Annotated in this window: 19 protein-coding genes; 9 read left to right on the top strand and 10 right to left on the bottom strand. The window is 59.0% G+C overall.

Annotated elements, in window-relative coordinates; genetic code table 11:
- Positions 1 to 257: 257 nt before the first annotated feature.
- The 3 genes from prmA (at position 258) to G5380_RS17450 (ending at position 2,936) form a co-directional block, all read left to right on the top strand.
- Positions 258 to 1,136, top strand: coding sequence for a 50S ribosomal protein L11 methyltransferase (gene prmA / locus G5380_RS17460; RefSeq protein ID WP_042080614.1), 879 nt, complete (start codon positions 258 to 260; stop codon positions 1,134 to 1,136).
- 201 nt (positions 1,137 to 1,337) lie between these two features.
- Positions 1,338 to 2,315: a D-2-hydroxyacid dehydrogenase family protein gene (locus G5380_RS17455; protein WP_421352942.1), complete on the top strand. Its 978-nt coding sequence runs from the start codon at positions 1,338 to 1,340 to the stop codon at positions 2,313 to 2,315.
- A gap of 66 nt (positions 2,316 to 2,381) precedes the next feature.
- Positions 2,382 to 2,936 (top strand): sugar O-acetyltransferase, encoded by a 555-nt coding sequence (locus tag G5380_RS17450; protein WP_421352941.1) that lies wholly within the window; start codon positions 2,382 to 2,384, stop codon positions 2,934 to 2,936.
- A 382-nt stretch (positions 2,937 to 3,318) separates the two neighbouring features.
- On the opposite strand, the gene G5380_RS17445 is transcribed toward G5380_RS17450, so the two are convergent.
- Positions 3,319 to 3,867 carry an NAD(P)H nitroreductase gene (locus tag G5380_RS17445; protein WP_179902439.1) on the bottom strand — a complete coding sequence of 183 codons (549 nt, stop codon included), beginning with the start codon at positions 3,865 to 3,867 and terminating at the stop codon, positions 3,319 to 3,321.
- A 114-nt stretch (positions 3,868 to 3,981) separates the two neighbouring features.
- Positions 3,982 to 6,009, bottom strand: a complete 2,028-nt coding sequence (locus tag G5380_RS17440; RefSeq protein WP_421352940.1) for an FAD-dependent oxidoreductase — start codon at positions 6,007 to 6,009, stop codon at positions 3,982 to 3,984.
- A 208-nt stretch (positions 6,010 to 6,217) separates the two neighbouring features.
- On the opposite strand from G5380_RS17440, the gene sppA reads away from it, so the two are divergent.
- Positions 6,218 to 8,062 carry a signal peptide peptidase SppA gene (sppA, locus tag G5380_RS17435; protein WP_421352939.1) on the top strand — a complete coding sequence of 615 codons (1,845 nt, stop codon included), beginning with the start codon at positions 6,218 to 6,220 and terminating at the stop codon, positions 8,060 to 8,062.
- 91 nt (positions 8,063 to 8,153) lie between these two features.
- Here sppA and G5380_RS17430 read toward each other — a convergent pair whose 3' ends face one another.
- From G5380_RS17430 to G5380_RS17395, 8 genes are all read right to left on the bottom strand, one after another.
- Positions 8,154 to 9,074, bottom strand: coding sequence for a L,D-transpeptidase family protein (locus G5380_RS17430; protein WP_005338927.1), 921 nt, complete (start codon positions 9,072 to 9,074; stop codon positions 8,154 to 8,156).
- A gap of 511 nt (positions 9,075 to 9,585) precedes the next feature.
- Positions 9,586 to 10,827 carry a tetratricopeptide repeat protein gene (locus G5380_RS17425; RefSeq protein ID WP_144714242.1) on the bottom strand — a complete coding sequence of 414 codons (1,242 nt, stop codon included), beginning with the start codon at positions 10,825 to 10,827 and terminating at the stop codon, positions 9,586 to 9,588.
- Positions 10,828 to 10,838: 11 nt separating this feature from the next.
- The gene (locus tag G5380_RS17420) at positions 10,839 to 11,474 is read right to left on the bottom strand and encodes an energy transducer TonB (protein ID WP_005343441.1); all 636 of its coding nucleotides are present in this window, start codon (positions 11,472 to 11,474) and stop codon (positions 10,839 to 10,841) included.
- Positions 11,475 to 11,490: 16 nt separating this feature from the next.
- On the bottom strand, positions 11,491 to 11,898 hold the full coding sequence (locus tag G5380_RS17415) for an ExbD/TolR family protein (RefSeq protein ID WP_005338933.1): 408 nt from the start codon (positions 11,896 to 11,898) through the stop codon (positions 11,491 to 11,493).
- A gap of 67 nt (positions 11,899 to 11,965) precedes the next feature.
- On the bottom strand, positions 11,966 to 12,493 hold the full coding sequence (locus G5380_RS17410) for a MotA/TolQ/ExbB proton channel family protein (protein WP_005338936.1): 528 nt from the start codon (positions 12,491 to 12,493) through the stop codon (positions 11,966 to 11,968).
- A gap of 10 nt (positions 12,494 to 12,503) precedes the next feature.
- Positions 12,504 to 13,877 (bottom strand): MotA/TolQ/ExbB proton channel family protein, encoded by a 1,374-nt coding sequence (locus G5380_RS17405; RefSeq protein WP_110303404.1) that lies wholly within the window; start codon positions 13,875 to 13,877, stop codon positions 12,504 to 12,506.
- Positions 13,874 to 14,638 carry a DUF3450 domain-containing protein gene (locus G5380_RS17400; RefSeq protein WP_005343435.1) on the bottom strand — a complete coding sequence of 255 codons (765 nt, stop codon included), beginning with the start codon at positions 14,636 to 14,638 and terminating at the stop codon, positions 13,874 to 13,876. Before G5380_RS17400 ends, G5380_RS17405 begins: the two co-directional genes overlap by 4 nt.
- Positions 14,639 to 14,746: 108 nt before the next feature.
- The gene (locus G5380_RS17395) at positions 14,747 to 17,302 is read right to left on the bottom strand and encodes a TonB-dependent receptor (RefSeq protein ID WP_216951982.1); all 2,556 of its coding nucleotides are present in this window, start codon (positions 17,300 to 17,302) and stop codon (positions 14,747 to 14,749) included.
- A gap of 740 nt (positions 17,303 to 18,042) precedes the next feature.
- On the opposite strand from G5380_RS17395, the gene G5380_RS17390 reads away from it, so the two are divergent.
- The 5 genes from G5380_RS17390 to G5380_RS17370 all read left to right on the top strand — a co-directional run bounded on the left by G5380_RS17390 (position 18,043) and on the right by G5380_RS17370 (position 24,318).
- A complete protein-coding gene (locus G5380_RS17390) occupies positions 18,043 to 19,068 on the top strand; it encodes an ABC transporter permease subunit (protein ID WP_031227629.1) in 1,026 nt (341 codons plus the stop codon).
- Between the two features lie 106 nt (positions 19,069 to 19,174).
- Positions 19,175 to 20,218 (top strand): ABC transporter permease, encoded by a 1,044-nt coding sequence (locus tag G5380_RS17385; protein WP_005343430.1) that lies wholly within the window; start codon positions 19,175 to 19,177, stop codon positions 20,216 to 20,218.
- 149 nt (positions 20,219 to 20,367) lie between these two features.
- The gene (locus G5380_RS17380; protein ID WP_368166975.1) at positions 20,368 to 22,185 is read left to right on the top strand and encodes an extracellular solute-binding protein; all 1,818 of its coding nucleotides are present in this window, start codon (positions 20,368 to 20,370) and stop codon (positions 22,183 to 22,185) included.
- Positions 22,186 to 22,216: 31 nt separating this feature from the next.
- Positions 22,217 to 23,275 (top strand): ABC transporter ATP-binding protein, encoded by a 1,059-nt coding sequence (locus G5380_RS17375; protein ID WP_421342010.1) that lies wholly within the window; start codon positions 22,217 to 22,219, stop codon positions 23,273 to 23,275.
- Complete coding sequence (locus G5380_RS17370; protein WP_158110256.1) at positions 23,272 to 24,318, top strand: ABC transporter ATP-binding protein; 1,047 nt, start codon at positions 23,272 to 23,274, stop codon at positions 24,316 to 24,318. The genes G5380_RS17375 and G5380_RS17370 overlap by 4 nt, the downstream gene beginning before the upstream one ends.
- Positions 24,319 to 24,385 lie beyond the last annotated feature (67 nt).

The raw sequence follows: 24,385 nt of genomic DNA, 5'->3' as shown, positions 1-24,385 counted from the left end.
TTTTTTTGTCTGGCAGACTGTTTACCAGGCAAAGGAGTGCAGATAAAAAAATGCCACCCGAGGGTGGCAGTGAAAGATGACGGAACTTGAGCAAAGCGTTCAGCGAAAACCGGTCGTCTTCGCCTGCATAGAGCAATACAGGAACCGTGCCAATCCGGCAAAAGCCCCCGTATCCCTCCACGTCATGGGCAAACCACGACAGCACTGCCCCATGATGGTAGAATCTCGCGGTTTCACATTTATGAAGAGTCGACGCCATGCCCTGGATACAAATTCGAATCAACGCCACTGCCAAGACCGCAGACAAGGTGAGCAACATGCTGCTGGGGCGTGGTGCCCAGGCGGTGACCTTTATGGATGCCAAGGATGTGCCCGTCTATGAACCCATGCCGGGCGAAACCCCGCTGTGGGGCGAGACCGAAGTGATGGGGCTGTTTGACGCCGAAACCGATCCGGCCCCCACCATCGCCTTCTTCCAGCAGATCTTCGGCGAAAATGTCGGCTACAAGGTCGAGCAGCTGGAAGACAAGGATTGGGTGCGCGAGTGGATGGATCACTTCCACCCCATGCAGTTTGGCGAGCGCCTCTGGATCTGCCCGAGCTGGCGCGATGTGCCGAACCCCGATGCAGTTAACGTGATGCTGGATCCGGGCCTGGCCTTCGGTACCGGTACCCACCCCACCACCGCCCTCTGCCTGCAGTGGCTGGACGGGCTGGATCTGAGCGGTAAAACCGTGGTCGATTTTGGCTGTGGCTCCGGCATTCTCGGCATCGCCGCCCTGAAACTGGGTGCTGCCCGCGTTATCGGCATCGACATCGACCCGCAGGCCATTCAGGCCAGCCGCGACAACGCCACGCGCAACGGTGTCGCCGACCAGATTGAGCTCTATCTGCCGGCCGACCAGCCACAAGATGTCGAAGCGGATGTGGTGGTCGCCAATATCCTGGCCGGCCCGCTGCGCGAACTGGCACCGCTGATCGCCGGTCACGGCAAAGCGGGCAGCCTGATGGCCCTCTCCGGCGTGCTGGAGAGCCAGGCTCCGGAGCTGGAAACCATCTACGGTCAGTGGTTCGAAATGGACCCGACCGCCGTCAAGGAGGAGTGGTGCCGCCTCTCCGGCCGCAAGCACGGCTAAGCGCGGGCAACATAGACGCCAACCTCATGCCATCAGGGCTCCCGTTCGGGGGCCCTGATTGTTTTGGCCTACCGAGCTCATCCAGGTCCGTGAGCATGGGCTTGATCGCCCTCCCTTCTGATTGTGTTCGTTTGAAAACAACAGACACCTTTATTCCGGTAAGATAGCGGTCCGAGCCAACGCAACCGAGAAGGATTTCTTATGCGGATTGCCATTCTGGATGACTATCAGGATCAGGTGCGCCACCTCCCCTGCTTTGCCCTGCTGGCGGGTCATGACGTCACCATCCTCAACCAGAGCGAACCCGATACAACGCGCCTTGCCGCCCTGCTGGAAGGAATGGAAGCACTGGTGCTGACCCGCGAGCGTACCCGCATCGACGAACAGCTGCTGATACAGCTTCCCACCCTTAAACTCATCAGCCAGACCGGCAAAATCAGCCAGCATATCGACCCGGCACTATGCCAACAGTACGACGTTGCCGTGGCAGAAGGAGTCGGCAGCCCTATTGCTCCCGCCGAGCTCTGCTGGGCGCTCATCATGGCAGCCTCCCGCCATGTACCTGCTTACAGCCAGGCGTTAAGCCAAGGCCAATGGCAGCAATCTGGTGACCTCGGTTTGGGACGCACACTGCATGGGCTGACGCTCGGCATCTGGGGCTACGGCAAGATAGGCCAGCGGATCGCCCGCTATGGCAAGGCATTTGGCATGTCGGTACTGATATGGGGCAGTGAGGCTTCGCGCAGGCAGGCCGAGCTGGATGGCTATGCCTGCGCCTCCAGCAAGGAGGCTCTCTTCAGTCAAGCCGATATCCTCACGCTGCATCTGCGCCTGAGCGAGACAACCCGCGGCGCTGTTACCCGCGCAGATCTGGCCCGCATGAAAGTTGACTCTCTGCTGGTCAATACCAGCCGTGCCGAACTTATCGAGCCGGGCGCCCTCTATGCAGAGCTAAGTACCCATCCTGGAAAACGGGCCGCGCTCGATGTATTTGACATCGAGCCGGCGACACAGGAAAGCGAGCCCCTGCTGCGCCTGCCCAATGTATTGGCAACGCCTCATCTCGGCTATGTGGAGCAAAACAGCTACGAACTCTACTTTCGCGTGGCGTTCGAGAATGTGCTGGCCTTTGCCGAAGGCAAACCTGCCAACCTGGTTCTGCCCGTATCGGGTGGGTGATCACGTTACTTCTGTCGTATTGGCGCCAATATCCAAATCCCTGGCAGATAAAGGAAAGCAACCTTCATGAGCGAATACCAGAAGATGATTAGCAGCCAACCGTACAACTGCATGGCACCCGAGCTGGCCCTGTTGCGCCGGGAAGCGGCACGGCGCTATCGCCGTTTCAATCAGGCGGAAGATGAGGCAGAGCAGCGGGCACTACTGGCGGAGCTGATTGGCAAATTGGCTGAGAATGCCTTTATCTGCCCGCCCCTCTACTGTACCTATGGCCACCACATCCACCTGGGCAAGGACTCCTACATCAATATGGGAGCGACCCTGCTGGACAATGCCCCCATTCGCATCGGCGCCCATGTGATGATTGGGCCAAACGTGCAGATCTATACCGCAGCCCATGCGCTGGAGGCCGACGAACGGATTCAGGGCACAGAGACGGCACTGCCGGTCACCATTGAAGACAAGGTCTGGATTGGGGGCGGCGCCATCTTGCTGCCCGGCGTCACCATAGGGCGGGAGGCGATCGTCGGCGCGGGTGCCGTAGTCACCAAAGATGTACCGGCCGGTGCTCGGGTAGTCGGCAACCCGGCCCGGATCCTGCCAGCCACAAACAGGGCATAAGGCAGCCAACCGGGTTGTATGCCGATACCGCCATCAACTCACAACAGCCCCGACACCCCATAAAAAAATAAAGCCCAATGTCACGAAGACGTTGGGCTGTTAAAAGGTGCTACGGAATTGCGACTCTCATCGCAGAAAAATTAGAAGGAGTGCCCTTCTAAACTGGCAGGGAGATATTAGCGAATGCGCAAACGTTTTACATAGTGAAATACCACAGGATTGCGAGGTACATCGCACTATTTAAATAATTACCTGCTATGGCACGCGAAGCCTCTTTGACCCATTTATTTTCCCCAATCACTCTGGTTACTATTCACGGTTAAACAGAAAAACCCCGATTTCTCGAGGCTTTGCTTCTCTCAACCGCAACGTGGCCAAAAAGTCAGAAACGGCGGACAAACTCATCGATGGGCAGCTCGCGCAGTTTACGCGCTTCCAGCATGGGGGTACCGAGATAGAGGAAACCCACCAGCTGATCCTCTGCCGCCAGTCCCAATCCTTTGTTGATCTGCTCATCGAAGATAAACCAGCCGGAGCGCCAGATACCGTTGAAGCCCTGCGCCTGCGCCGCCATCTGCATCGCCATCAGGGCACAACCGGCAGAGAGTTCCTGCTCCAGTTTCGGCACCTTGGGGTGATCCTGATAACGGGTTGCCACGGCGACGACCAAGGGCGCCCGCAGCGGCGCTTCGCTGCACTTCTTGATGCTCTCTTCATCTTCGCCACGAGCACGGGCAGCCTCGGCCAGCAGCTTGCCCAGCCGCTCACGCCCCTCCCCTTCAAACAGAATGAACTGCCAGGGGGTCAGGGTGCCGTGATCCGGCGCACGCAGGCCCGCCTTGAGGATATTGTCGAGCACCTCACCGCTCGGGGCGGGATCGGCGAGACGGCCACAGGAGTGGCGATTGAGCAACAGGGTGAGGGCATCCATGGGCAATTCCTTCTCTGGGGCAATGATGGCGCTACCTTAGCACAGCACCGAATGAAGAAAACCCCTGAGGCTCAGGGGTTTATCGCACTATAAAGGGCAGGATGGCACTGTTGGCTAGATGATCGCAGCCAGCTCGGCCCCTTGCCGGATGGCGCGCTTGGCATCCAGCTCGGCGGCCACGTCGGCTCCGCCGATGATGTGCACCGGCTTGCCTGCCGCCTGCAACCCGGCCTGCAGCTCTTTAAGGGGCTCCTGCCCGGCGCAGACGATCACCTGATCCACCGGCAGACACTGCTTGCTCTCGCCCACCTGAATGTGCAAGCCCTCGTCATCGATCCCCAGATATTGCACCCCGGAGAGCATCTGCACCTTGCGGTTCTTGAGCACGGTACGGTGGATCCAGCCGGTGGTCTTGCCAAGTCCGTCACCCACCTTGCTCTCCTTGCGCTGCAGCAGCCAAATCTGGCGCTCGGGGGCGTCGATTTCAGGAACCGTAAGGCCACCGCGCTCGCCAAGCTGTTTGTCGATGCCCCACTCCTTGAGCCAGTGATCACGGTGCCCATCGGCATCCATCTCCACCTTCTTCTCGACCAGATACTCAGCCACATCGAATCCGATGCCGCCGGCACCGATCACCGCCACCTTCTGGCCGACCGGTTTGTGATCCCGCAATACATCGAGATAACTCATCACCTTGGGATGTTCGATCCCCGGAATATTGGGGGTGCGCGGACGAATACCGGTAGCGAGGATCACCTCGTCAAAACCGCCGCCGAGCAGGCTCTCGGCACTCTGACGCTGGCCGAGATAGAGCTCGACGCCGCACTTCTCCAGCCGTTTGGCGAAGTAGCGCAGGGTTTCGTGAAACTCCTCCTTGCCGGGGATCTGCTTGGCGAAGTTGAACTGGCCGCCGATTTCGCTGGCCTGATCGAACAGGCTCACCTGATGACCGCGCTCGGCAGCATAGCAGGCAAACGCCAGCCCGGCTGGACCCGCCCCCACCACCGCCAGCCTCTTGGGCTGGGGCACGCGGCCAAAGGTCAGTTCGGTCTCGAAACAGGCACGGGGATTGACCAGACAGGAGGCGCGCTTCTGCTTGAAGACATGGTCGAGGCAAGCCTGGTTGCAGGCGATGCAGGTGTTGATCTCGTCCGCCCGATTTTCGGCCGCCTTGATGACAAATTCGGGATCAGCCAGGAAGGGGCGCGCCATGGAGACCATATCCGCCTCGCCACCCGCCAGAATCCGCTCTGCCACCTCTGGGGTGTTAATCCGGTTGGTAGTGATAAGCGGCACCTTGAGATGCTTTTTCAGCTCGGCGGTCACCCAGCTGAAGGCGCCGCGCGGCACGCTGGTGGCGATGGTGGGAATACGCGCTTCGTGCCAACCGATACCGGTGTTGATCAGGGTCACCCCCACCGCTTCCAGCGCTTTGCCAAGGGCAATCACCTCTTCCAGGGTCGAGCCCTGCTCCACCAGATCCAGCATGGAGAGGCGGAAGATGATGATGAAATCCGTGCCCACCCGCTCACGGATGGCGCGGACAATCTCCACCGGGAAGCGCATCCGGTTTTCGCTGCTGCCGCCCCAGCCATCGGTGCGCTTGTTGGTGCGTTCGCAGATGAACTGGTTGATGAGATAGCCTTCCGACCCCATCACCTCGACCCCGTCATAACCGGCCGCCTTGGCCAGCGCCGCAGTGGCGGCGAAGTCGCGAATGGTGCCGCGGATCTGCCGCTCGCTCATGGCCCGCGGCTTGAACGGGGAGATGGGAGCCTTGAGGGCGCTCGGCGCCAGGCTGAACGGATGGTAGGCATAGCGGCCCGCATGAAGGATCTGCAGCGCTATCTTGCCCCCCTCCTGATGCACGGCGCTGGTCACCTTCTTGTGCTTGCTCACCTGCCAGGGAAAGCTCAGCTGAGAGCCGTGAGGCACCAGCCGACCGCGCAGGTTGGGGGCAATGCCGCCGGTGACGATAAGGCCAACGCCACCACGGGCGCGCTCGGCGTAAAAGGCGGCCAGCTTGTCAAAACCGCCCTTCTCCTCTTCGAGGCCGGTATGCATGGAGCCCATCAAGACGCGGTTGCGCAGCTGGGTAAAACCAAGGTCGAGCGGGGTCAGCAGGGTCGGATAGCGGCTCACGATGCCTCCAGTTAATTTTTTGTTATCAAACTGAGGCTAGAGTAAAGAATCGAAAATTCTTTTTCAAACAAATGTTTGGACAATTTTTCAGCGAACAGCCGTGCCCTGAACGAAGATAGACGGGATCCGCCAGTCGGAAATGGCAATTTCGCCCGCAACTGGTTAATAATGGCTCTTCTCTACCCATTAACAGGGCGATAACGCGACTATGTCTATTTTCAAAGGTCTGGGTTGGTTGTTCCGCAGCCTGTGGCGCCTGCTCAATTTCACCCGGCTGATGCTGGTCAATCTGCTGTTTCTCATCGTAGTGCTGGTCATCGTCTTCAGCGTCAGCCAGAAAGAGGCTCCCAAGGCGCCCATCGAAGGGGCGCTGACCCTCAATCTCAACGGCGTGCTGGTGGAGCAACGCTCCCAGACAGATCCCACCGTACAACTGCTGCGTCAGATGGACAGCAGCGATGAGCAGCCGAGCGAGATCGTCCTCTCCGACCTGCTGTGGGCCATCAAGAGTGCCAAGGATGACGAGCGCATCAAGGCGCTGGTGATCAAGCCACAAGGGCTGCAGGGAGCCAACTTCACCAAACTGCAGGAGGTGGCGAGTGCCATCGACTCCTTCCGGGAGAGCGGCAAACCGGTGATCGCCATGGCCGACTTCTACACTCAGGGGCAATACCTGCTGGCGGCCCACGCCGATCACGTGCTGCTCAACCAGAGCGGCGCCGTGGTGATCGAGGGGCTTGGGGTCTACCAGACCTACTTCAAATCGGCGCTGGAGAAGCTCAATATCACCCCGCACGTGTTCAAGGTCGGCACCTACAAATCCTTCGTCGAACCCTATACCCGCGACGAGATGTCCCCCGAGAGCAAAGAAGCGAACCAGCGCTGGCTGGATCAGCTGTGGCAATCCTATGTGGCTGACGTAGCCGAGCAGCGGGAGATCGAACCCGATGCGGTCGCGCCGGGCAAGGATCGCTTCCTCGAGCTGCTGCGCAAAGCCGGTGGCAATGCCGCCAACTACGCCCTCGACAACGGGCTGGTGGATCAGCTGGCCACCCGCGACGAGATGACCCAGGCGGTCATTAAAGAGGTGGGTGAAGCGGACGACCACGGCTGGAAAGGGGTCGGCCTGAAAGAGTATCTGGCTGCCATTCCGGAACAATATCCCCAGAGCGGCAAGGATGAGGTGGGTCTGGTGGTCGCAAGCGGCGCCATCATGGATGGCGTCCAGCCTGCCGGTACCGTAGGCGGTGATAGCCTCTCCGACCTGCTGGCCGATGCCCGCCGCGATGACAAGGTCAAAGCCGTGGTCCTGCGGGTCGACAGCCCCGGCGGCAGCGCCTTCGCCGCCGAGCAGATCCGCGCCGAGCTGCTGGCCCTGAAACAGGCAGGCAAACCGGTAGTGGTCTCCATGGGCAGCTATGCCGCCTCCGGTGGCTACTGGATCTCCGCCGATGCGGACAAGATCTTCGCCTCCCCCACCACCCTCACCGGCTCCATCGGCGTATTCGGCATGTTCGCCACCATCGACAAGGCGTTGGCCCAGTTCGGGGTGCATACCGACGGGGTTGGCACCACAGATTACGTCGGCGTCGGCCCGACCCGCGCCCTGCCGGATCACGTCGGTCAGGCCATCCAGCTGAGCGTGGAGGATACCTACCAGCGCTTCATCGGTCTGGTCAGCAAGGGCCGTGGTCTGAGCCCGGAAGAGGCCGAAAAAGCGGCCGAAGGCCGAGTCTGGACTGGTGAGGATGCCAAGGCCCTGGGGCTGGTGGACGAGTTCGGCAATCTGGATGACGCCATCAAGGCAGCCGCCGAACTGGCCAACCTCAAAGAGTGGCAGGTGACCCCCATCGAGCAGGAGGAGTCCACCAAGGACAAGTTCCTGCGCCAGCTGTTTGACAGCAGTGCCCAAGTGCTGGCCCCCCAGTTGCAAAGCTGGCTGCCGGCTGGATTTGGCAAGGCATTGGTGGAAGTGAACCGCAGTCTCGACCCGCTTACCCGCTTCAACGATCCGCAAGGCACCTACGCCTTCTGCCCGGTCTGCGTGCAGTAAGCAAGCTGCGAATGCCCCATAAAAAACGGCGACCATCTGGTCGCCGTTTTCTTTATTCAGCCAGTGCGCGCGGCACCGCCAACTTGCTCAATCAGGGATTGAGGCGGGTCGGCATACCGGTACGCTGTTCCAGCACCTGCTTGACCACGTTGGAGTCAGACTCGGCGTGAGCGATGAAGCGGGTGATGGCCGGTGTCATCGGGAGCGGCACGGAGGCGGTGGAGTTGAACTCCTCCTCGGTGCGCGACAGCGGCTCGTGTACTTCCATGTAGCGACCGCCATCCGGCTCGACCGTGGTCTTGACCGGCTGGTTGACGAACTGGACGCGGGTGCCGACCGGCACGTTGTCGAACAGATACTTGATGTCGTCAGCGCGCAGACGCACGCAGCCGCTGCTCACCCGCAGACCGATACCGAAAGTGGCATTGGTGCCGTGGATGGCATAGAGGTTGCCAATGTAGAGGGCGTGCAGACCCATGGGGTTATCCGGACCGGCTGGCCATACTGCCGGCAGAGTCTTGCCCTGGGCAGCATAGCGGCGACGGATGTTCTCGGTCGGGGTCCAGGTCGGGTTGGCGCGTTTGCGCTCTACCTTGGTGATCCAGTTCTCCGGGGTGTTTACCCCCAGCTGACCGATGCCGATGGGCAGCACTTCCACCACGTTCTTCCCTTTCGGGTAGTAGTAGAGACGCATCTCGGCAACGTTGATGACGATCCCTTCGCGGGGCGCGTTGGGCAGGATCAGCTGGTGGGGGATGATCAGGGTGCTACCCGCTTTCGGCAGATAGGGATCAACGCCCGGGTTGGCTTCCATGATGTTGGTCAGACCCAGCTGGAAGTCAGCAGCGATCTGCTCCAGCGGACGGTTGTCCGCAGGCACCACGTATTCCTGGTTTTCACCGATCAGGCGGCTGTTGGCCGCAGGCAGACGGTACTCGACGGCGGCAGCCTGCTGGCTGACCAGCGCAAATGTGCATAAAAGGGCCGAAGCGGCAGTGCGAAGGGGATTCATAAAATTCCTGTGTGGTTTCCTGTACCAAATGGGCCGGGGGCCGTCTCATCCTCGGTCTGCCGGTGGCGGGTCAACCTGCCCCACGACGCCAATAACCGAGCGCGCATTCTTTCCTGAGTCGGCCAAAATTTCAACTTCCATATGTTGCTTTTCTTGTTAAAAGTAGCCGTTTTCGGTGTGACGCTTATCAACAGGGCAAAAGCCACACTGGCAAGTCGCAGCTGAGTGAAAGATGAATGGCACTGCCCGCCAGTCAGCGAGCCACCCAAGCCCCCGTCAACCACAGCGCTGTGTCACCTGGTGTCACGGTTGCAGCCTTAGCGGAAACGTTTGTCGCATCCGGGGAGATAGGCCAATGTCGAGGGAGGCTCTGTATTGGCATGAAGAGGGATAAAACCGCGCATCGGCCACCAGCCGGTGCTGGCAGCCACCATAAAAAAACCGCTCCGAAGAGCGGTTAATGGAGCCACCAGGCAACCATAAAAGGGACTACAGGTAGTTGTCATTGGAATTACTGGACGGCTGCCTCTCCGGTGCCACTCTGCTCTTTGAGGAAGCTGATCCACGGAGATGCCCGACCGCTGACGTTGCCATTCTGAGCCGCCTGGGTGAAGGCGTTGAGGGCCTCCTTCGGCTTTTGTTGCTCAAAATAGGCGACACCGGTCAGGAACTTGAGATCCGCACGCTGTTCACCATTGGCATTGGCGGCCGGTTTGGCGGCCAGCGCCACCAGATCCTGATAGCGTTTGCTCTGGATCATCATGCGTGCCATTTTCAGCTGCAATTCGGCGCTCGGGGCCAGCTGGTAAGATTTGGCCAGGGTGTCGATGGCCGGATCCAGCTCCTTGGCCTGATGCCAGTAGTTGGCCAGGGTCTTGTAGTTGCTGGCGCTCTGCTCAATCACCCCGTCCTTCATCCCCTTCTCCATCACCCGTGCGGCGCGATGGGGAATGCCGGTGAAGGCGAGGTAGTTGGCGAGGCGCTGCAGCTCGGCGGCCTCGGTCAACATGCCGAGGTTATAGGCCGACTCCAGCGCAGCCAGCGCCTTGGCATCGTTGCCTGCCTGCATATGCATGGCCGACAGCTGGGTCCAGTACTTCTTCTTCTCCGGGAACATGTTGACCAGAGAGGTCAGCACCTCGGTCGCCGGTTTGTACTGTTTCAGCTCGTAGTGAGCCCCCATCTTCAGCAGATACCAGGACTCCGGCGCTTTACCTGCCGACAGCTTGATCGCCTGATCCACTGCCGGGATCGCGTCACGGTACTGCTTGAGCTGCACGTGGGCGTTGGCCAGCGTGATATAGGCATGGGAGTTGGGCTTGTCATCCTTGCCCTGGTTGGCAAACCACTCCTTCATGGTCTTGATCGAGCCCTGATAATTACCCTCAGCCATATAGAGCTGGGCCAGGTTGTAGCGCACCTGCTGGGCCACCGGTGGCGGCAGGCCGCCTGTCGCGATGGCATCGGCAAAGTACTTGGTCGCCTGACCGTATTTCTCCTGCTGAGCAGCTACGAAACCGAGAGTCTGCAATATGACCCCCTTGTCGTAGACCCGATCACCCGCGCCGGAGAGCGCGTCTTGCAGCTTGGCATTGGCCTCGCCGTATTTCTTCTCGGTGATCAGCTCCTGCGCCTTGTTGACCGCCCGATAGGCCCGATCCGACAGGGCCGGCTGCTCGGCGGCCCAACTGGCGGTGCTGAGCAGCACCGCCATGGCGACCGGGGCGAGGATCATCTTGTGTAACTTGTTCATCGCCACCTTCCTTAGTTGACCGCAAACTCGATCTCTTGTTGCATCCGGCTCGCCTGCGGCTTGCCATCCACCATGGCCGGTTTGAACGTCCACTTGGCGATGGTTTTGCGCGCCTCTTTGCCGAGGTCATAGCTGCGCGGCTCTTCCTTGACGATCCGCACGTTGCTGACGGTACCGCGCTCGGTGACGGTGAACTCCACCAGCACCTTGCCGGAGGCCAGCCCCGCCAGTGCCGCCTTGCGAGGCATCATGGGCTCGAAGGTTGCCAGCGGAATGGCGCCGTTGTTGCCACCAACGCCACCACCACCGCCGCCGGTGCTGTAGGCACCCAGCGCGTTACCACCACCGATGTTGACCGGGATGTCGAGCTTGGGCATGTCCATCGGCGCGCTCTCCATCTTCGGCCGATCCGTGCTGGCCACCTCCATCTCGGGAGGCGGCGGCGGACGCTTGGGCGGCGGCGGTTTGGGCAGCTCCCGCTGTTTCTCTTGCAGGGTCTCCTGGGGCTTGAGGCGGATGAAATCGGTCATGGTGACGTCATCCTTCTCCACCAGCTCCCGGTGATCCGGTGTGATCAGCTTGTTCATTCCCAGAAACAGAAAGAACACCACCACACAGGAGACCGCCAACGATATCAGGTATCTCATAGGTCTCTCTCCGGCATCAGCTGCTCTTGTCTGCCGCGATGGAGATGTTCTGGACACCGGCCATGCGGATCTGATCCATGACCTGCACCACCAGACCGGAACGGGATTCGTTATCGGCCTGGATCACCACGGCGCTCTCCGGGTTTTCGGCCCGCAGCCGCTCGATGTTGGCGCGTACCGCCCCCACCTCGACTACCCGCTTGTCGACCCAGACCTGACCGTTTTCGCGCACCGCGACCATGATATTGCCCTTCTTCACCGTCTCGGCCGTGCTGGCACTGGGACGGTTGATCTCGACACCGGACTCCTTGACGAAGGAGGTGGTGACGATGAAGAAGATCAGCATGATGAACACTATGTCCAGCATGGGGGTCAAATCGATAGCCGCCTCGTCAGCACCACTGTCGCTGTAACGTTTTCTCATAGCAGAAACTCCTTGCTTGTTCTGTGCCCCCGGCAGGCCATGCCTCGTCGGGGGTATGCATCCTGCATCAACCGTGTTTCAGGTTGTCTTCCAGCTTTTGCACCGCCAGTTTGGCCTTGTGATCGAGCTGGTTGACAAAAAACAGGCCGGAAAGGGCGGCGATCATGCCCGCCATGGTCGGTACTGTTGCCTTGGAGATCCCCGATGCCATCGCCCGCGGCGAACCGGTACCGGTGATGGCCAGGGTGTCAAACACCTGCACCATCCCGACCACAGTGCCGAGCAGCCCCATCAACGGGCAGAGAGCGATCAGCACCTTGATGACCGGCATCCCCTTGTCCACCGCCATGGCGACCCGTGAGACCAGCTCGCGCCGGATCTGCTTGGCAGACCAGGAGAGATGATCGGTGCGGGCCAGCCAGGTGGCCTTGGTCTGCTTCACCTGCTTGGGGTAGACCGCCATGAAGTAGAACCAGCGCTCCAGCAACAGGGCCCACATCATCAGAGTCAGGAAGAACAGGGCGACCAGTACATCGCCCCCCAATCCCAAAAACCGGCGGACCGACTCGACTTCTTCAATCAACCAGAACCACATGGGTGACTCCTTACGCTGCGGCTTTGGAGGCGTGCAGACGTTCCTGATAACGGGCGACGAAACCGGCGCTCTGCTCTTCCAGCACCTGGATCAGACGACGGCTCTGGGTCTGCACAATGGTGTAGAGGAACAGCATGGGCACCGCGACGACCAGACCCTGCATGGTGGTCACCAGCGCCTCGGAGATACCGCCCGCCATCAGCTTGGGATCGCCGGTACCGAACAATGTGATGGCCTGGAAGGTGGCAATCATCCCCACTACGGTACCGAGCAGACCCAGCAGCGGCGCGACCGAAGCGATCAGCTTGATGATGCTGATGCCCTTCTCGAACTTGGGCACGTTGCGCAGGATTATCTCGTCGAGCTTGGACTCCAGATCCTCGATGTTGTCACCGCGATGGCTCTGGTAGGCCCCCAGCATGTCACCAATGGGGTTGCCCTTGATGATCTGATCAGATTTCAGCTGCTTGCGCATGGACGAGCCGATCAGCGACAGGCGGATACCGCAGAAGATGGCCAGCAGGGTACCGAGCACGCCGAGCACCATGATGACGTAACCCACTTCACCACCCTGATCGATCCGCTCCTTGAGAGTCGGTGACTGCACCAGCAGAGAGAGGATCACGCCGCGAGACGGGTCGATAAAGATGGGCTTGACCCCGTCACCGCCCTGTTCAAACTCGGCGATCGGTGCCAGCACCCCCTTGTCAGGTTGACGGGAAAGCTGCTCGAACTTGCCGGTCTCCGGCACGAAGGTGAGGTACTTGCCTTCGGAGACAGTGTTGAACTCACCGATCTGGGTGACCGTCTTCTCGGCCTGGTTGCCTTCGCCGTAGACCACAGTCGCCGGGATCTGGCTCACCTTGCCACCGTCCACCATGCGGCTGAGGGTGGTGGTCCAGAACGCTTCCAGATCGTCGCTGGAGGGGAGCTCTTTACTCTCGGCCAGACGGGTCAGCAGCGCGGTCTGTTCCGGATGCTCGACCCGACGGGCGGAGGCGTTGAAGATCCCCTTGAACTCACCGGCGAACTGACGCAGTACGCCGAACATCTCACCCATGTTGCCGGAACGCTGGCGCAGGGTTTCAGTCAGCTCGGTCAGCTGCTTGTCATTGGCATCGAAGGTCGCCTTGAGCTGCTCGCCCTTGGCGGTTTCGGCAGCCAGCTCGGCCTTGGCCTTGGCCAGCAGCGCCCCCTGCTCGTTCTTGTCAGCCAGGAAGCGGGCTTCCCGCTCCTTGTTGAGTTGGGATTCGCTCAGGCTGGAGGCCTTGACCTGATTCAGCAGCGCATTGAGATCCACCGGTTTTTCGGCGGCGGTCACCGGCAGGGTGACCAGGGTTGCTCCCGCAATCAGGGAGGCAATCGCAAGTTTGATTCCTTTCATGATGCTTTCTCCGCAGTTTGAACCGGCAGCTTGATCAGAGCGGGAGGCGCCTGCTTCTTGGCGATGCGAAGGCCCTGTTCAACCGCACTGCGATACTCCTGGGGCAACTCTTCCCACTGGCGAGTCTTCTTGTTCCACATCCCGGTCTCATTGCCATCCGGGGATTGATAGAGCAGCGCGATGCGGCCAACCCGCAGGAACTCGTAGGTCTTCTCGCTACCATCCTTGTCCAGGCTCGCCTTGTAGGATTCGATGGTGCGGCTGAAGCCCTCCTCGATCTGGTAGGCCTCCAGGATCTTGCGGTACTTCTCGGAGATGGTGACATCGGCACGGTTCATCAGGTCGGTCAGGGCTGCTACGCGGTCCTCGCGCTCGACCTTCTGGAACGGCAGATCCAGCGCCACAAACTGCTCGAGGGAGTCGATCATCTTGAGCATCAGGGGGACAACTTCGGTGCTGGTCTGATCAATCTGGGCGATCTGCTTTTGCATCGACGCCAGCTCGGCACTCTGGGACTCGACCATCTTGCTCACCTGCTCGTTGTAGGTGCGCAGACTGTCGACCTGACGCAGGGCGGCCTTGTACTGGGCCAATGCGGATTCGGCAGATTCGGCATAGCTGTCGATCTTCTGCTGGGAAACTTTTGATGCGTTGTCGGTGGCGGCTTGAGCGTCCACGGCCTGACCGGCAGTGGCGGCACTCAGATTGAAGCTGGTCAACAAGGCGGCCGAAACCAGGCTGCCAAGGAGCGCTTTCTTCATTGTAATGGTCCTTGTCTTCATAGGATTACCCTATCTCCGTAACTTCCTTGGACGTTGGGCACAGCCGGCCCGACCGGGCCGGCTGAGGTTGTATATCAACAGGGTTGATTAGAACTTCTGGGTGTAGTCGATGTAGTAGACCCGTCCGTCAATGCTGTAGAGGTATTCATCGTAGGTGTAACCATCATTTGACAGGGAAGGTCCACGGTTGAACATGTTCTTCACGCCGGTCTGGATCTTGGCATTCCAGCTGGTATCGACCGCGACGTTCAGGTTCCAGATGGTGTTGGAAGCAATATGGCCCTCTTCCTTGTCATCCACATAGTCCTGGCTCTGGGAGTCGATATAGTTGGTGCTCAGGTAGGTATCCAGATTCCACAGCTGCGGGAAGTTGGCACCGATCCCGGAGTTGAAACGGAAATCGGGTTTGCCATTCCAGCCCTTCTTGTCAACCATTGGGCCACCAGCAAACAGACCTTCCTCATATTTCAGGATGTAGCTGCTGCCAAAGTCGTATCGCAGGGTGAAGGAGTTGAAGTCGTACTTGTAGTCCGCCTTGAAGTCGATACCACTGGTCTTGAGTTGCCCCAGGTTGACCATGCCGGCATAGACCTTCTCGACATCGCCGTTGGCGTCACGAATGACGTTCGGGTTGCTGCCGGTATTGAGCTCCTGATAGAACTGGGTCTGGGTGGTAGCCAGCTGGATTACGTCATCAATCTTGATGTAGTAGTAATCGAGCGACAGGTTCAGATTGTCCAGCGGATTGTAGGCCGCCCCGATAGTGAAGGTATTGGCGGTCTCTTCCTTCAGGTTCTTGTTGGATTGGCGCGTTGTCTCGTACTGCTCTTCGGAACAGTTGGCAATACCATTGGCCTGGCAGTAGACATAGTCCTTGGCAAAATCCGCTGACTGGGCATCCGCCGCATAGAGATCATTCAGACCCGGCGCGCGGAAAGACTGGGACCAGGAGGTACGGAACATCAGCTGGTCGAGTGGCTGATAACGCAGACTCGCTTTGGGCGAGAAGGCGCTGCCAAAGTCGCTGTACTTGTCATAACGACCCGCCAGGTTCAGCTCGATCTGCTCGGTGATGGGGATCAGGCTCTCGATGTAGGTGGCAAACACATCGCGCACACCGCTACCGGAGTTGCCGGATGAACCCAGTACGTTACCCGCTTCGGACTGGCTGTCGTAGGTGTCGGAATAAACCCAATCGTTATACTCGGCACCCAGATACCAGCTGACCGGGCCAGCAGGCAGTTCGCCCATCTCCCAACCAAGACCGCCATACCACTGGAAGAAATCCATCTTGGAGTTGCGGCTGGTGGTATAAGAGAGATCCTTGGTGGCATCAGCGGAGAAGCTGCCGTTGACGAAGTTTCCACTGTTTACCTGAGTCTGAACCGCCGGCTCCAATACATAGCCATTACCAATACTCTGGTTATCTGTCTTGGAGTACATGTAACCGGCGTTCCACTCCAGATCGCCAACCGCCTCGGTCGGAACCACCCCTTCAAAACCCAGGTTCAGGGTACCGGTCAAGTCGGTCACTTCATTGTCACGGGGACCGACGTTGTTGAAGCGGTAGTAAACCGTCGCAGCCTTGGCGGTGCTAAAGTTGTTGGCAGACAGGACTGCAGCGCTTTCAGGGGTGGAGCCATCCACGGTGAAGGCACCAGCAGCAGGAGCGAAACGACCAAAACTGGTGACCCGGGAACCAATCATCTGTGGCACGAAATCCACATTGTCGTTGATATGGTAGCGGCCGTTGACATAGACGGTGTCGCGAGTACGCGAGGCGGTCTTGGCTGCGACCTGGGCAAAGTCGAAGCGGCAAGCCGTACCCTTGGTGACAAAACCGGCGCCGGTGCTTTCACAGTCGACCCCATTCAGAGTACGGGTTACGGTCTTGCCAGTTGCCGCGTCTACTCCCTTGATATTGCGACCATAGAGGCTAGGAGACTCAGCCCCCTGCTTGGCCAGATAGTCACGATCCTTGTAATAGATTTCGTCTTTGACATCATGCTCGTAGACCATCATCAGGGAACCTTTCTCACCCGAAATACCGCTGACGATGGAACCACTCTGTTCGTCACCACCTTCCTCGGTCGGTGAACCGACGCGCCCCTGGAATGACAAACCTTCAAAACCCTCTTTGAGGATCACGTTGATAACGCCACCGATGGCATCAGAACCATACAGGGCAGAGCCACCGTCCAGGTTCACTTCCACCCTCTCAACGGCCGCCATGGGGATGGTGTTGAGGTTGATGGCGGTGCCCCCCATTGAGGGAGAACCGGCGATACGCTTGCCATTGAGCAGCACCAGTGTGCGATCTTCACCAAGGCCACGCAGCCCTACGGTGGCTTGTGACTGGGCTGAGCTACCGGAGGATGGAGAGAAACCACCAAAGGAGTTGTAGGAGGCCTGTTTCAGATAATCAGCCACAGTCTGCTGGCCAGACTGTTCAATTTGGGCCTTGCTGACAGAGACAACCGGAGTCGCCCCCTCAACATCAACACGAGAGATACGGGAGCCAGTGACTTTGATTTTCTGCAGTTTTTCGACATTCTGCCCTTCTTCGGCAGATACGGATGGGGCCGCCGCAAGGCTCGCCAAGGCGAACGCAATCGCAGCAGAGATTCTGCTCTTCCTAAGCATCGCTTATATCCTTCCTGGTTGTTTATTGTTTGCTTCCTGATACCGCCCTCTTTGGAGCGATGCGTAAGGCTTATCAATCTTTGACTGGCGACGTCAATGGAGTGGGGGGATCGGGAGGGTGAGATGTGGAATAAGCGGAGTGTATTAATTTTGACCGGCATAAATAGTGAATAATTCTGCCAAAAACATCCCGCGCAATGTGAAATCGTTGTTAAAACATGTAAAAGACGCTGAATTAAAAGTTGATGAACTTATTTATTTACGTGCTGTCTCTTTATATCTTATTTCGATTTATTGGCAAAAATAAGAATAAAACTCTATTTTAATTATTATTGTGACTGACCACTCCGATGGGGGAGATAGATAAATTTGTCGAGATGATATCGTTTTCCCTTCTTTGACAGCAGAAATAAAAGCACTTAAAATTCAATCGCATAAACAAACACAAGATTCAAACAAACAGCTGTTTATATTTTTTAAAATAATGTTGAGCAGTAGCGTTTTGTTTTGATTTTCACTTTTCAGATAAAAAACGTCATTTTTCGGTGCTTTTGGTCTCAGCGGGTCATTTGTCCCAGTTTTCCATTTCCTTGTACTTGATTTTTGTTGCAGAGCTTTTACAGTGGCCAAGCGGATTGTCTGCTGTTTGGCAACCAATCCAGCGCGTAATGCCAGGAAGGACAGGCCCGTCACCGGATTTGACTGGCCGCAAAAAAGAACAACAAGGACGAGGTTCCACCATGCTGTCGTATTTCCTACGCCGGATGCTTTTGATCATCCCGACGTTTCTCGGTATCACCCTGCTCGTCTTCACCATCACCCGTTTCGTGCCGGGCGGACCGGTCGAACGCATGCTGCTGCAAGCCCAGGTTTCCCAGAATGAATCCGGCCGTTCCAGCGGCAGCAAGGGGGCGCAAGCCCTCTCCGATGAACAGATCGAGGAGCTCAAGGCCTTCTATGGCCTCGACAAGCCCATGCTGGTCGCCTACTGGGAGTGGCTGCAGAAGCTGGCGGTGCTGGATCTGGGCGAATCGACCCGCTACTACGAGCCGGTGTGGGATCTCATCAAGGAGCGGCTCCCCGTCACCGCCTTCTTCGGACTGGCGACCTTTCTGCTGAGCTATGCGGTCTCCATTCCGCTGGGGGTGGCCAAGGCGCTCAGGCACAACAGTCGCTTCGACTCGTTAAGCTCCATGCTTATCTACATGGCCTATGCCCTGCCCGCCTACGTGGTGGGGATCTTCCTCATCACAGTCTTCGCCTTCCATCTGGAGTGGCTGCCAATGGGCGGTTTTCCGGGGGACGACTTTGAGTACATGGAGAGCAGCTGGGATCAGATCCGCACTGTCTTTGCCCATGCCCTGCTGCCGCTTATCGCCTACGCCATCGGCGATTTCGCCATCCTCACCATGACTATGAAAAACAGCCTGATGGAGAACCTGTCGGCGGATTACGTGCGTACCGCCGTGGCCAAGGGGTTACCGTTTCGCAAGGCGGTCACCGACCACGCCATGCGCAACAGCCTGATCCCCATCGCCAGTCACCTGGGGTCTGTGCTCACCGTTTTCTTTGGCGGCTCCTTCCTCATCGAGACCATCTTCAACATCGACGGCATCGGCCTGCTCGGTTACGAGGCGATCGTCGAACGGGATTACCCCACCGTCATGGGCATTCTGGCCATCACCTCCATGCTGATGCTGATAGGCAATATCGTCTCCGATATCTGCGTGGCCCTGGTTGATCCGCGCGTGCGGTTTGGAGATTGACCATGAACCAGACCTCTATTGCCATGCTGATGCTGATATCACGCCATATCGTCTCCGATATCTGCGTTGTACTTGTTGATCCCCGCGTGCGGTTTGGAGACTGACCATGAAGCTCAATCCGGTTACCTTGAAAAAACTCAAGCGCTTCAAGTCGATCAAGCGCGGTTACTACTCCTTCATCATCTTCACCACCCTGGTGCTGCTCTCCCTGCTGGCGGAGCTGCTGGTCAACAGCCGGGCGCTGATAGTGAGCTATCAGGGCCAGCTGCACTTCCCCACCTATGGCGATGTGATCCCCGGTCAGCAGTTCGGGCTCGATTACGAGTACGAAACCAACTACCGCCAGCTCAAGGCCAAATTTGCCGCAGAGGGCCAGGGCGACTGGGTACTGCTGCCGCCGGTACCCTGGAACCCCTACGAGCAGGATTTCAAAGAGGATGCCTACCCGCCCTACGCCCCCAGCGCGGCCGAGCGCCACTTCCTCGGCACCGACACCAGCGGCCGAGACGTGCTGGCGCGACTGGTTTACGGCTTTCGCATCGCCATCGGCTTTGCCTTTATCGCGCTGGCGGCCAGTTACGCCATCGGAGTCACCATCGGCTGTCTGATGGGCTTTCTCGGCGGCCGCTTCGACCTCATCCTGCAACGCTTTATCGAGATCTGGTCCCAGGTGCCGTTTCTCTACGTCATCATGATCCTGGTGTCGCTGGCCAAGCCCAACTTCGGCCTGTTTGTCGCCATCAACGTGCTGTTCGGCTGGATGGGGATCACCTGGTATATGCGCACCCTCACCTACAAGGAGCGGGCGCGGGACTATGTGATGGCAGCGCGGGCGCAAGGGGCGACCACCGGGCGGATCATCTTCAACCACATCCTGCCCAATACCCTGATGATGATCGTCACCCTGGCGCCGTTCGCCGTGGTGGGCAATATCTCCACCCTGACGGCCCTCGACTATCTGGGCTTCGGGCTGGCACCGCCGACCCCGAGCTGGGGGGAGCTGCTCTCCCAGGGCATCAACAATCTGGATGCCATCTGGATCGTCAGCTCGGTGGTGGCCGCGGTGAGTCTGGTGCTGATCATGGTCTCCTTTATCGGTGAGGCGATCCGCGAGGCGTTCGATCCGCGCAAATTTACCCGTTACCAATAAGCCAGCCGATGCCAGCGCATCGGCAGGCGTCGGGTAACGAACAGTGATTAATGAAGGACGGGCCGCCGCCATCGGCGGTCCCGGGAGCAAGGGATAATCCCGTTATCAATCAAGACCCCCAGTGTAGGGGCCAGACCTGGAAGTCAAACATGAAAAATAAAATCAAATGGATAGGTGCTCTCTTTGTGCTGGTAAACGGATCCTGGGTCTGGGCGGCCAGCCTGCCCGCGGATCTCAAATGGGAGACCAACGACACGGATCCTGTGTTCGCCTCCCCCAAGGCGCTGTCGGGCGGCAGCCTCAATATGTTTGTGGAGAGCTTTCCGCTGACGTTCCGCACTGTGGGGCCTGACTCCAACGGATCGTTCCGCTCCTTTATTCTCGATAACCAGTTGCGACTCATCAGCTTCCACCCCAATACCGGCAACCCCATCCCCTCACTCGCGACCCACTGGGCCATCGCGCCAGACAGCCAGACCGTCTACTTCAAGCTGGATCCGCGAGCCAAATGGTCGGATGGCAAGCCGGTCAATGCCGATGACTACACCTTCGGCTACGAGATGATGCGCTCCAAACACATCAAGGGGCCCTGGTTCAACAACTACTACACCACTGAAGTGGTAGCGGTAGAGAAGATCGATGATCACACCATTATGGTCAAAGCGGGCAACCGCAAGGCCAAGATGGACCTGCTCAACACCACCGAGCTGTGGCCCCAGCCCAAGCACTACTACAAGCTGACCCCCAACTGGGTGAAGCAGTACAACTGGGCCGTGGTGCCCACCACCGGCCCCTACGTGATCAGCGACGTCAAGAAGGGCAAGTCGGTCACCTTCAGCAAACAGAAGGATTGGTGGGCAAAAGACGATCGCTACAACCAGCACAGATTCAACATCGACACCATCAAGGTGCAGGTGATCCGCGACCACAACATCGCCTTCCGCCACTTCCTGAAAGGGGAGATCGATACCTTCGAGATGATCCTGCCCAACTGGTGGCATGAAAAAGCGGTCACCCCGGAGTACAAAAAAGGCTACGTGCAGAAGGTAATGGCCATGACCGACACCAAACAGGGCGGTCAGGGGGTGCACCTCAATGTGGCCAACCCCAAGCTGGCGGACGTGAACGTGCGCCTCGGCATCCAGCACGCCTTCAATATCGACAAGATGATAGAGACCGTGCTGCGCGGCGACTATGACAGAGCCACCACCTTCGACTCGGGCTTTGGCGAGTTCACTGACATCACGTTGCCGGAGCGGGCTTATGACATCGACAAGGCTCGGGAGTACTTTGCCAAGGGCGGCTATAACAAGCCGGGGCCGGACGGCATCCTGCAAAATGAGAAAGGGGAGCGGCTGACGCTGGCGCTCACCTACACCAGTCAGGAGCACTCCAAGCGACTGACCGTGCTGAAAGAGGAGGCCAAGAAGGCGGGACTGGATCTGGAGCTCAATCTGGTGGATGGCGCGACCGGTTTCAAGGTGATGCTGGAGAAGAAACACGAAGCGGCCTGGCTCGGCTGGGGCGGCGGCGGTCTCTATCCGCAATATTGGGAGTTTTTCCACTCCGCCAACGCCAACAAGCCGCAGACCAACAACCTGTTCAACGTAGCGGACAAGGAGCTAGACGCGCTGATCGACGCCTACAACGTCGAATTCGACATGGCCAAACGGGCCAAGCTCTCCCAGCAGATCCAGCAGCGCATCTATGACCTCGCCATCTTCGTGCCTGGGGTGCAGCTCAACTATGTGCGGGCCAGCAGTTGGCGTTATGTGATGCTGCCGGACGTACCTGCCACCAAGAACACGCCGGATCTGCTCTACTGGCCGATGGACGGTTATCCTCACAGTAGTGGCGGTCTGCTCTGGCTTGATCCCAAGGTGAAGGAAGAGACCCGCAACGCCAAGGAGGCAGGGGAGGCGCTGGCGCCCATCAACCTGCTCGACAAGACCTATGCACGTCATTGATATTCAGGCCATTGCGAAGGGAGCAGCCGTTATGCCCAACACTCAGGCCCCCATTCTTGACGTACCGGATAACGGGGGGGAGTTCGCCGTTGATAACGGCCAGCACCCAGCCCCAATCCTCGAAGTACGCGATCTCGAGGTGGAGTTCGCCGTCGACGACGGCAAGATCAAGGTGCTCGACGGGGTCAGCTTCAAGGTGGCACCGGGTCAGACGCTGGGGATCGTCGGCGAGTCTGGCTGTGGCAAAAGTGTCACTTCGCTCGCCATCATGGGGCTCTTGCCCAAGCCCCATGGTCAGGTGGTAGCAGGCTCCATCCGCTTTCAGGGGGAGGAGCTGCTGTCGCTTGCGCCAGATCAGATGTACAAGGTGCGCGGCAACCGCATCTCTATGATCTTTCAGGAGCCGATGACGGCCCTCAACCCGGTGCAGACGGTCGGTGAGCAGCTGATGGAGGTGTTTCGCCTTCATCGCCCCGACTACGACAAGGCCCAGCGCAAAGCCGCGGCCATCGCCATGCTGCAGAAGGTGGGGATCCCGGAACCGGCCCAGCGCTTTGCGGTCTATCCCCACAACCTCTCCGGCGGTATGCGCCAGCGGGTGATGATCGCCATGGCGCTCTCCTGCGAGCCGGACCTGCTTATCTGCGACGAGCCGACCACGGCGCTGGATGTCACCATTCAGGCCCAGATCCTCGAACTGATGAAAGAGCTGCAGGCCCAGACCGGGATGGCCATCATCTTTATCACCCACGATCTGGGGGTAGTAGCTGAGCTGTGCGACGAAGTGGTGGTGATGTATGCCGGGCGGGCGGTAGAGCAGGCCGACGTGTTCGAACTGTTTGACCACCCCCGTCACCCCTATACCCACGGCTTGATGAGCTCGATCCCGCGGCTCGAGGATGAGCCCAAGAGCCTGCTCAAGACCATCAAGGGACAGGTGCCAGCCCTGCACGAGATGCCCGCTGGCTGCCGCTTCTCCAACCGCTGCCCCCATGCAACCGATCTCTGCATCAGCGCCATTCCGGCGGTGGAGCAGTTAAATCTGCGCCACCATGTCGCCTGTCACTACTGGAAGGAGTTGACCGTATGAGCACTCTGTTATCGGTCAGGGATCTGAAACAGCACTTCCGGCTGGGAGGCGGGTTCCTGCGCAAGCAATATACGGTTCACGCGGTGGATGGCATCAGCTTCGACCTGAAACAGGGGGAGACGCTGGGGCTGGTGGGTGAGTCAGGCTGCGGCAAGTCCACCCTCGGGCGCAGCCTGCTCAAGCTGTTCGAGCCGACCGCAGGCACCATCACCTTCGAGGGGCGCGATATCACCGCCCTCAGCCCGAAGGAGATGCGCTCCCTGCGTCAGGAGATGCAGATGGTGTTTCAGGATCCTGCAGAATCCCTCAACAGCCGCCACACCGTGGGCCAGATTTTGGAGGAGCCCTTTATCATCCACGGTAAAGGTAACACTGAGCAGCGCCGCGGCTGGGTGCAGGAGTTGCTGGCAAAAGTGGGCCTGCCGGGCAGCGCGGTGGATCGCTACCCCCACGAGTTTTCCGGCGGTCAGCGCCAGCGGATCGGCATCGCCCGCGCCATCGCCCTCAAGCCCAAGCTGCTGGTGTGTGACGAGGCGGTCTCGGCCCTCGATGTCTCGGTGCAGTCGCAGATCGTCAACCTGCTGCTCAGCCTGCAGCGAGAGATGAATCTCTCCATCATCTTCATCGCCCACGATCTGTCGGTGGTCAAACACATCTCGGATCGCATCGCAGTGATGTATCTGGGACGGATCGTCGAACTGGCGGATGCCCAGTCGCTCTATCTGGCGCCGCGCCACCCTTACACCCAGGCGCTGATCTCCGCCATTCCGGTACCGGACCCGCGCAGGCGCAGCCAGCGCATTCTGCTGACCGGCGATGTGCCCTCCCCCATCTCGCCGCCAAGCGGCTGCCACTTCCACCAGCGCTGCCCCCATGCGACCGAGCTGTGCAAAAGCAAGGCGCCCAAGCTTGAGGCGTGTGATGAGGCCCATCATCAGGTGGCCTGCCACACCCCGCTCGCCGTCGGTGGTCACGCTATCAGCGGCAGTGCCATCAGTGGCAACGCCATGAGCGGCGACAGCAGGCTGGAGCAGGCGAGCTAGGCGCAGCGAACAAACCCCAGGGTAGAAACAGACGAGGCGGCCATCAGGCCGCCTCGTGCTATCGGGT

The sequence above is a fragment of the Aeromonas sp. 604443 genome (assembly GCF_049170315.1).
In the GTDB taxonomy this organism is placed as follows: domain Bacteria; phylum Pseudomonadota; class Gammaproteobacteria; order Enterobacterales; family Aeromonadaceae; genus Aeromonas; species Aeromonas veronii_A.
Note: the sequence above shows the minus strand (reverse complement) of the source record. Positions and strands in the feature narration are given on the sequence as shown.

Excerpts from the sequence above, each read along its gene's own strand:
- prmA (WP_042080614.1), top strand. The coding sequence starts at position 258 with ATGCCCTGGATACAAATTCGAATCAACGCCACTGCCAAGACCGCAGAC.
- G5380_RS17455 (WP_421352942.1), top strand. The coding sequence starts at position 1,338 with ATGCGGATTGCCATTCTGGATGACTATCAGGATCAGGTGCGCCACCTC.
- G5380_RS17450 (WP_421352941.1), top strand. The coding sequence starts at position 2,382 with ATGAGCGAATACCAGAAGATGATTAGCAGCCAACCGTACAACTGCATG.
- G5380_RS17445 (WP_179902439.1), bottom strand. The coding sequence starts at position 3,867 with ATGGATGCCCTCACCCTGTTGCTCAATCGCCACTCCTGTGGCCGTCTC.
- sppA (WP_421352939.1), top strand. The coding sequence starts at position 6,218 with ATGTCTATTTTCAAAGGTCTGGGTTGGTTGTTCCGCAGCCTGTGGCGC.
- G5380_RS17430 (WP_005338927.1), bottom strand. The coding sequence starts at position 9,074 with ATGAATCCCCTTCGCACTGCCGCTTCGGCCCTTTTATGCACATTTGCG.
- G5380_RS17425 (WP_144714242.1), bottom strand. The coding sequence starts at position 10,827 with ATGAACAAGTTACACAAGATGATCCTCGCCCCGGTCGCCATGGCGGTG.
- G5380_RS17420 (WP_005343441.1), bottom strand. The coding sequence starts at position 11,474 with ATGAGATACCTGATATCGTTGGCGGTCTCCTGTGTGGTGGTGTTCTTT.
- G5380_RS17415 (WP_005338933.1), bottom strand. The coding sequence starts at position 11,898 with ATGAGAAAACGTTACAGCGACAGTGGTGCTGACGAGGCGGCTATCGAT.
- G5380_RS17410 (WP_005338936.1), bottom strand. The coding sequence starts at position 12,493 with ATGTGGTTCTGGTTGATTGAAGAAGTCGAGTCGGTCCGCCGGTTTTTG.
- G5380_RS17405 (WP_110303404.1), bottom strand. The coding sequence starts at position 13,877 with ATGAAAGGAATCAAACTTGCGATTGCCTCCCTGATTGCGGGAGCAACC.
- G5380_RS17400 (WP_005343435.1), bottom strand. The coding sequence starts at position 14,638 with ATGAAGAAAGCGCTCCTTGGCAGCCTGGTTTCGGCCGCCTTGTTGACC.
- G5380_RS17395 (WP_216951982.1), bottom strand. The coding sequence starts at position 17,302 with ATGCTTAGGAAGAGCAGAATCTCTGCTGCGATTGCGTTCGCCTTGGCG.
- G5380_RS17390 (WP_031227629.1), top strand. The coding sequence starts at position 18,043 with ATGCTGTCGTATTTCCTACGCCGGATGCTTTTGATCATCCCGACGTTT.
- G5380_RS17385 (WP_005343430.1), top strand. The coding sequence starts at position 19,175 with ATGAAGCTCAATCCGGTTACCTTGAAAAAACTCAAGCGCTTCAAGTCG.
- G5380_RS17380 (WP_368166975.1), top strand. The coding sequence starts at position 20,368 with ATGAAAAATAAAATCAAATGGATAGGTGCTCTCTTTGTGCTGGTAAAC.
- G5380_RS17375 (WP_421342010.1), top strand. The coding sequence starts at position 22,217 with ATGCCCAACACTCAGGCCCCCATTCTTGACGTACCGGATAACGGGGGG.
- G5380_RS17370 (WP_158110256.1), top strand. The coding sequence starts at position 23,272 with ATGAGCACTCTGTTATCGGTCAGGGATCTGAAACAGCACTTCCGGCTG.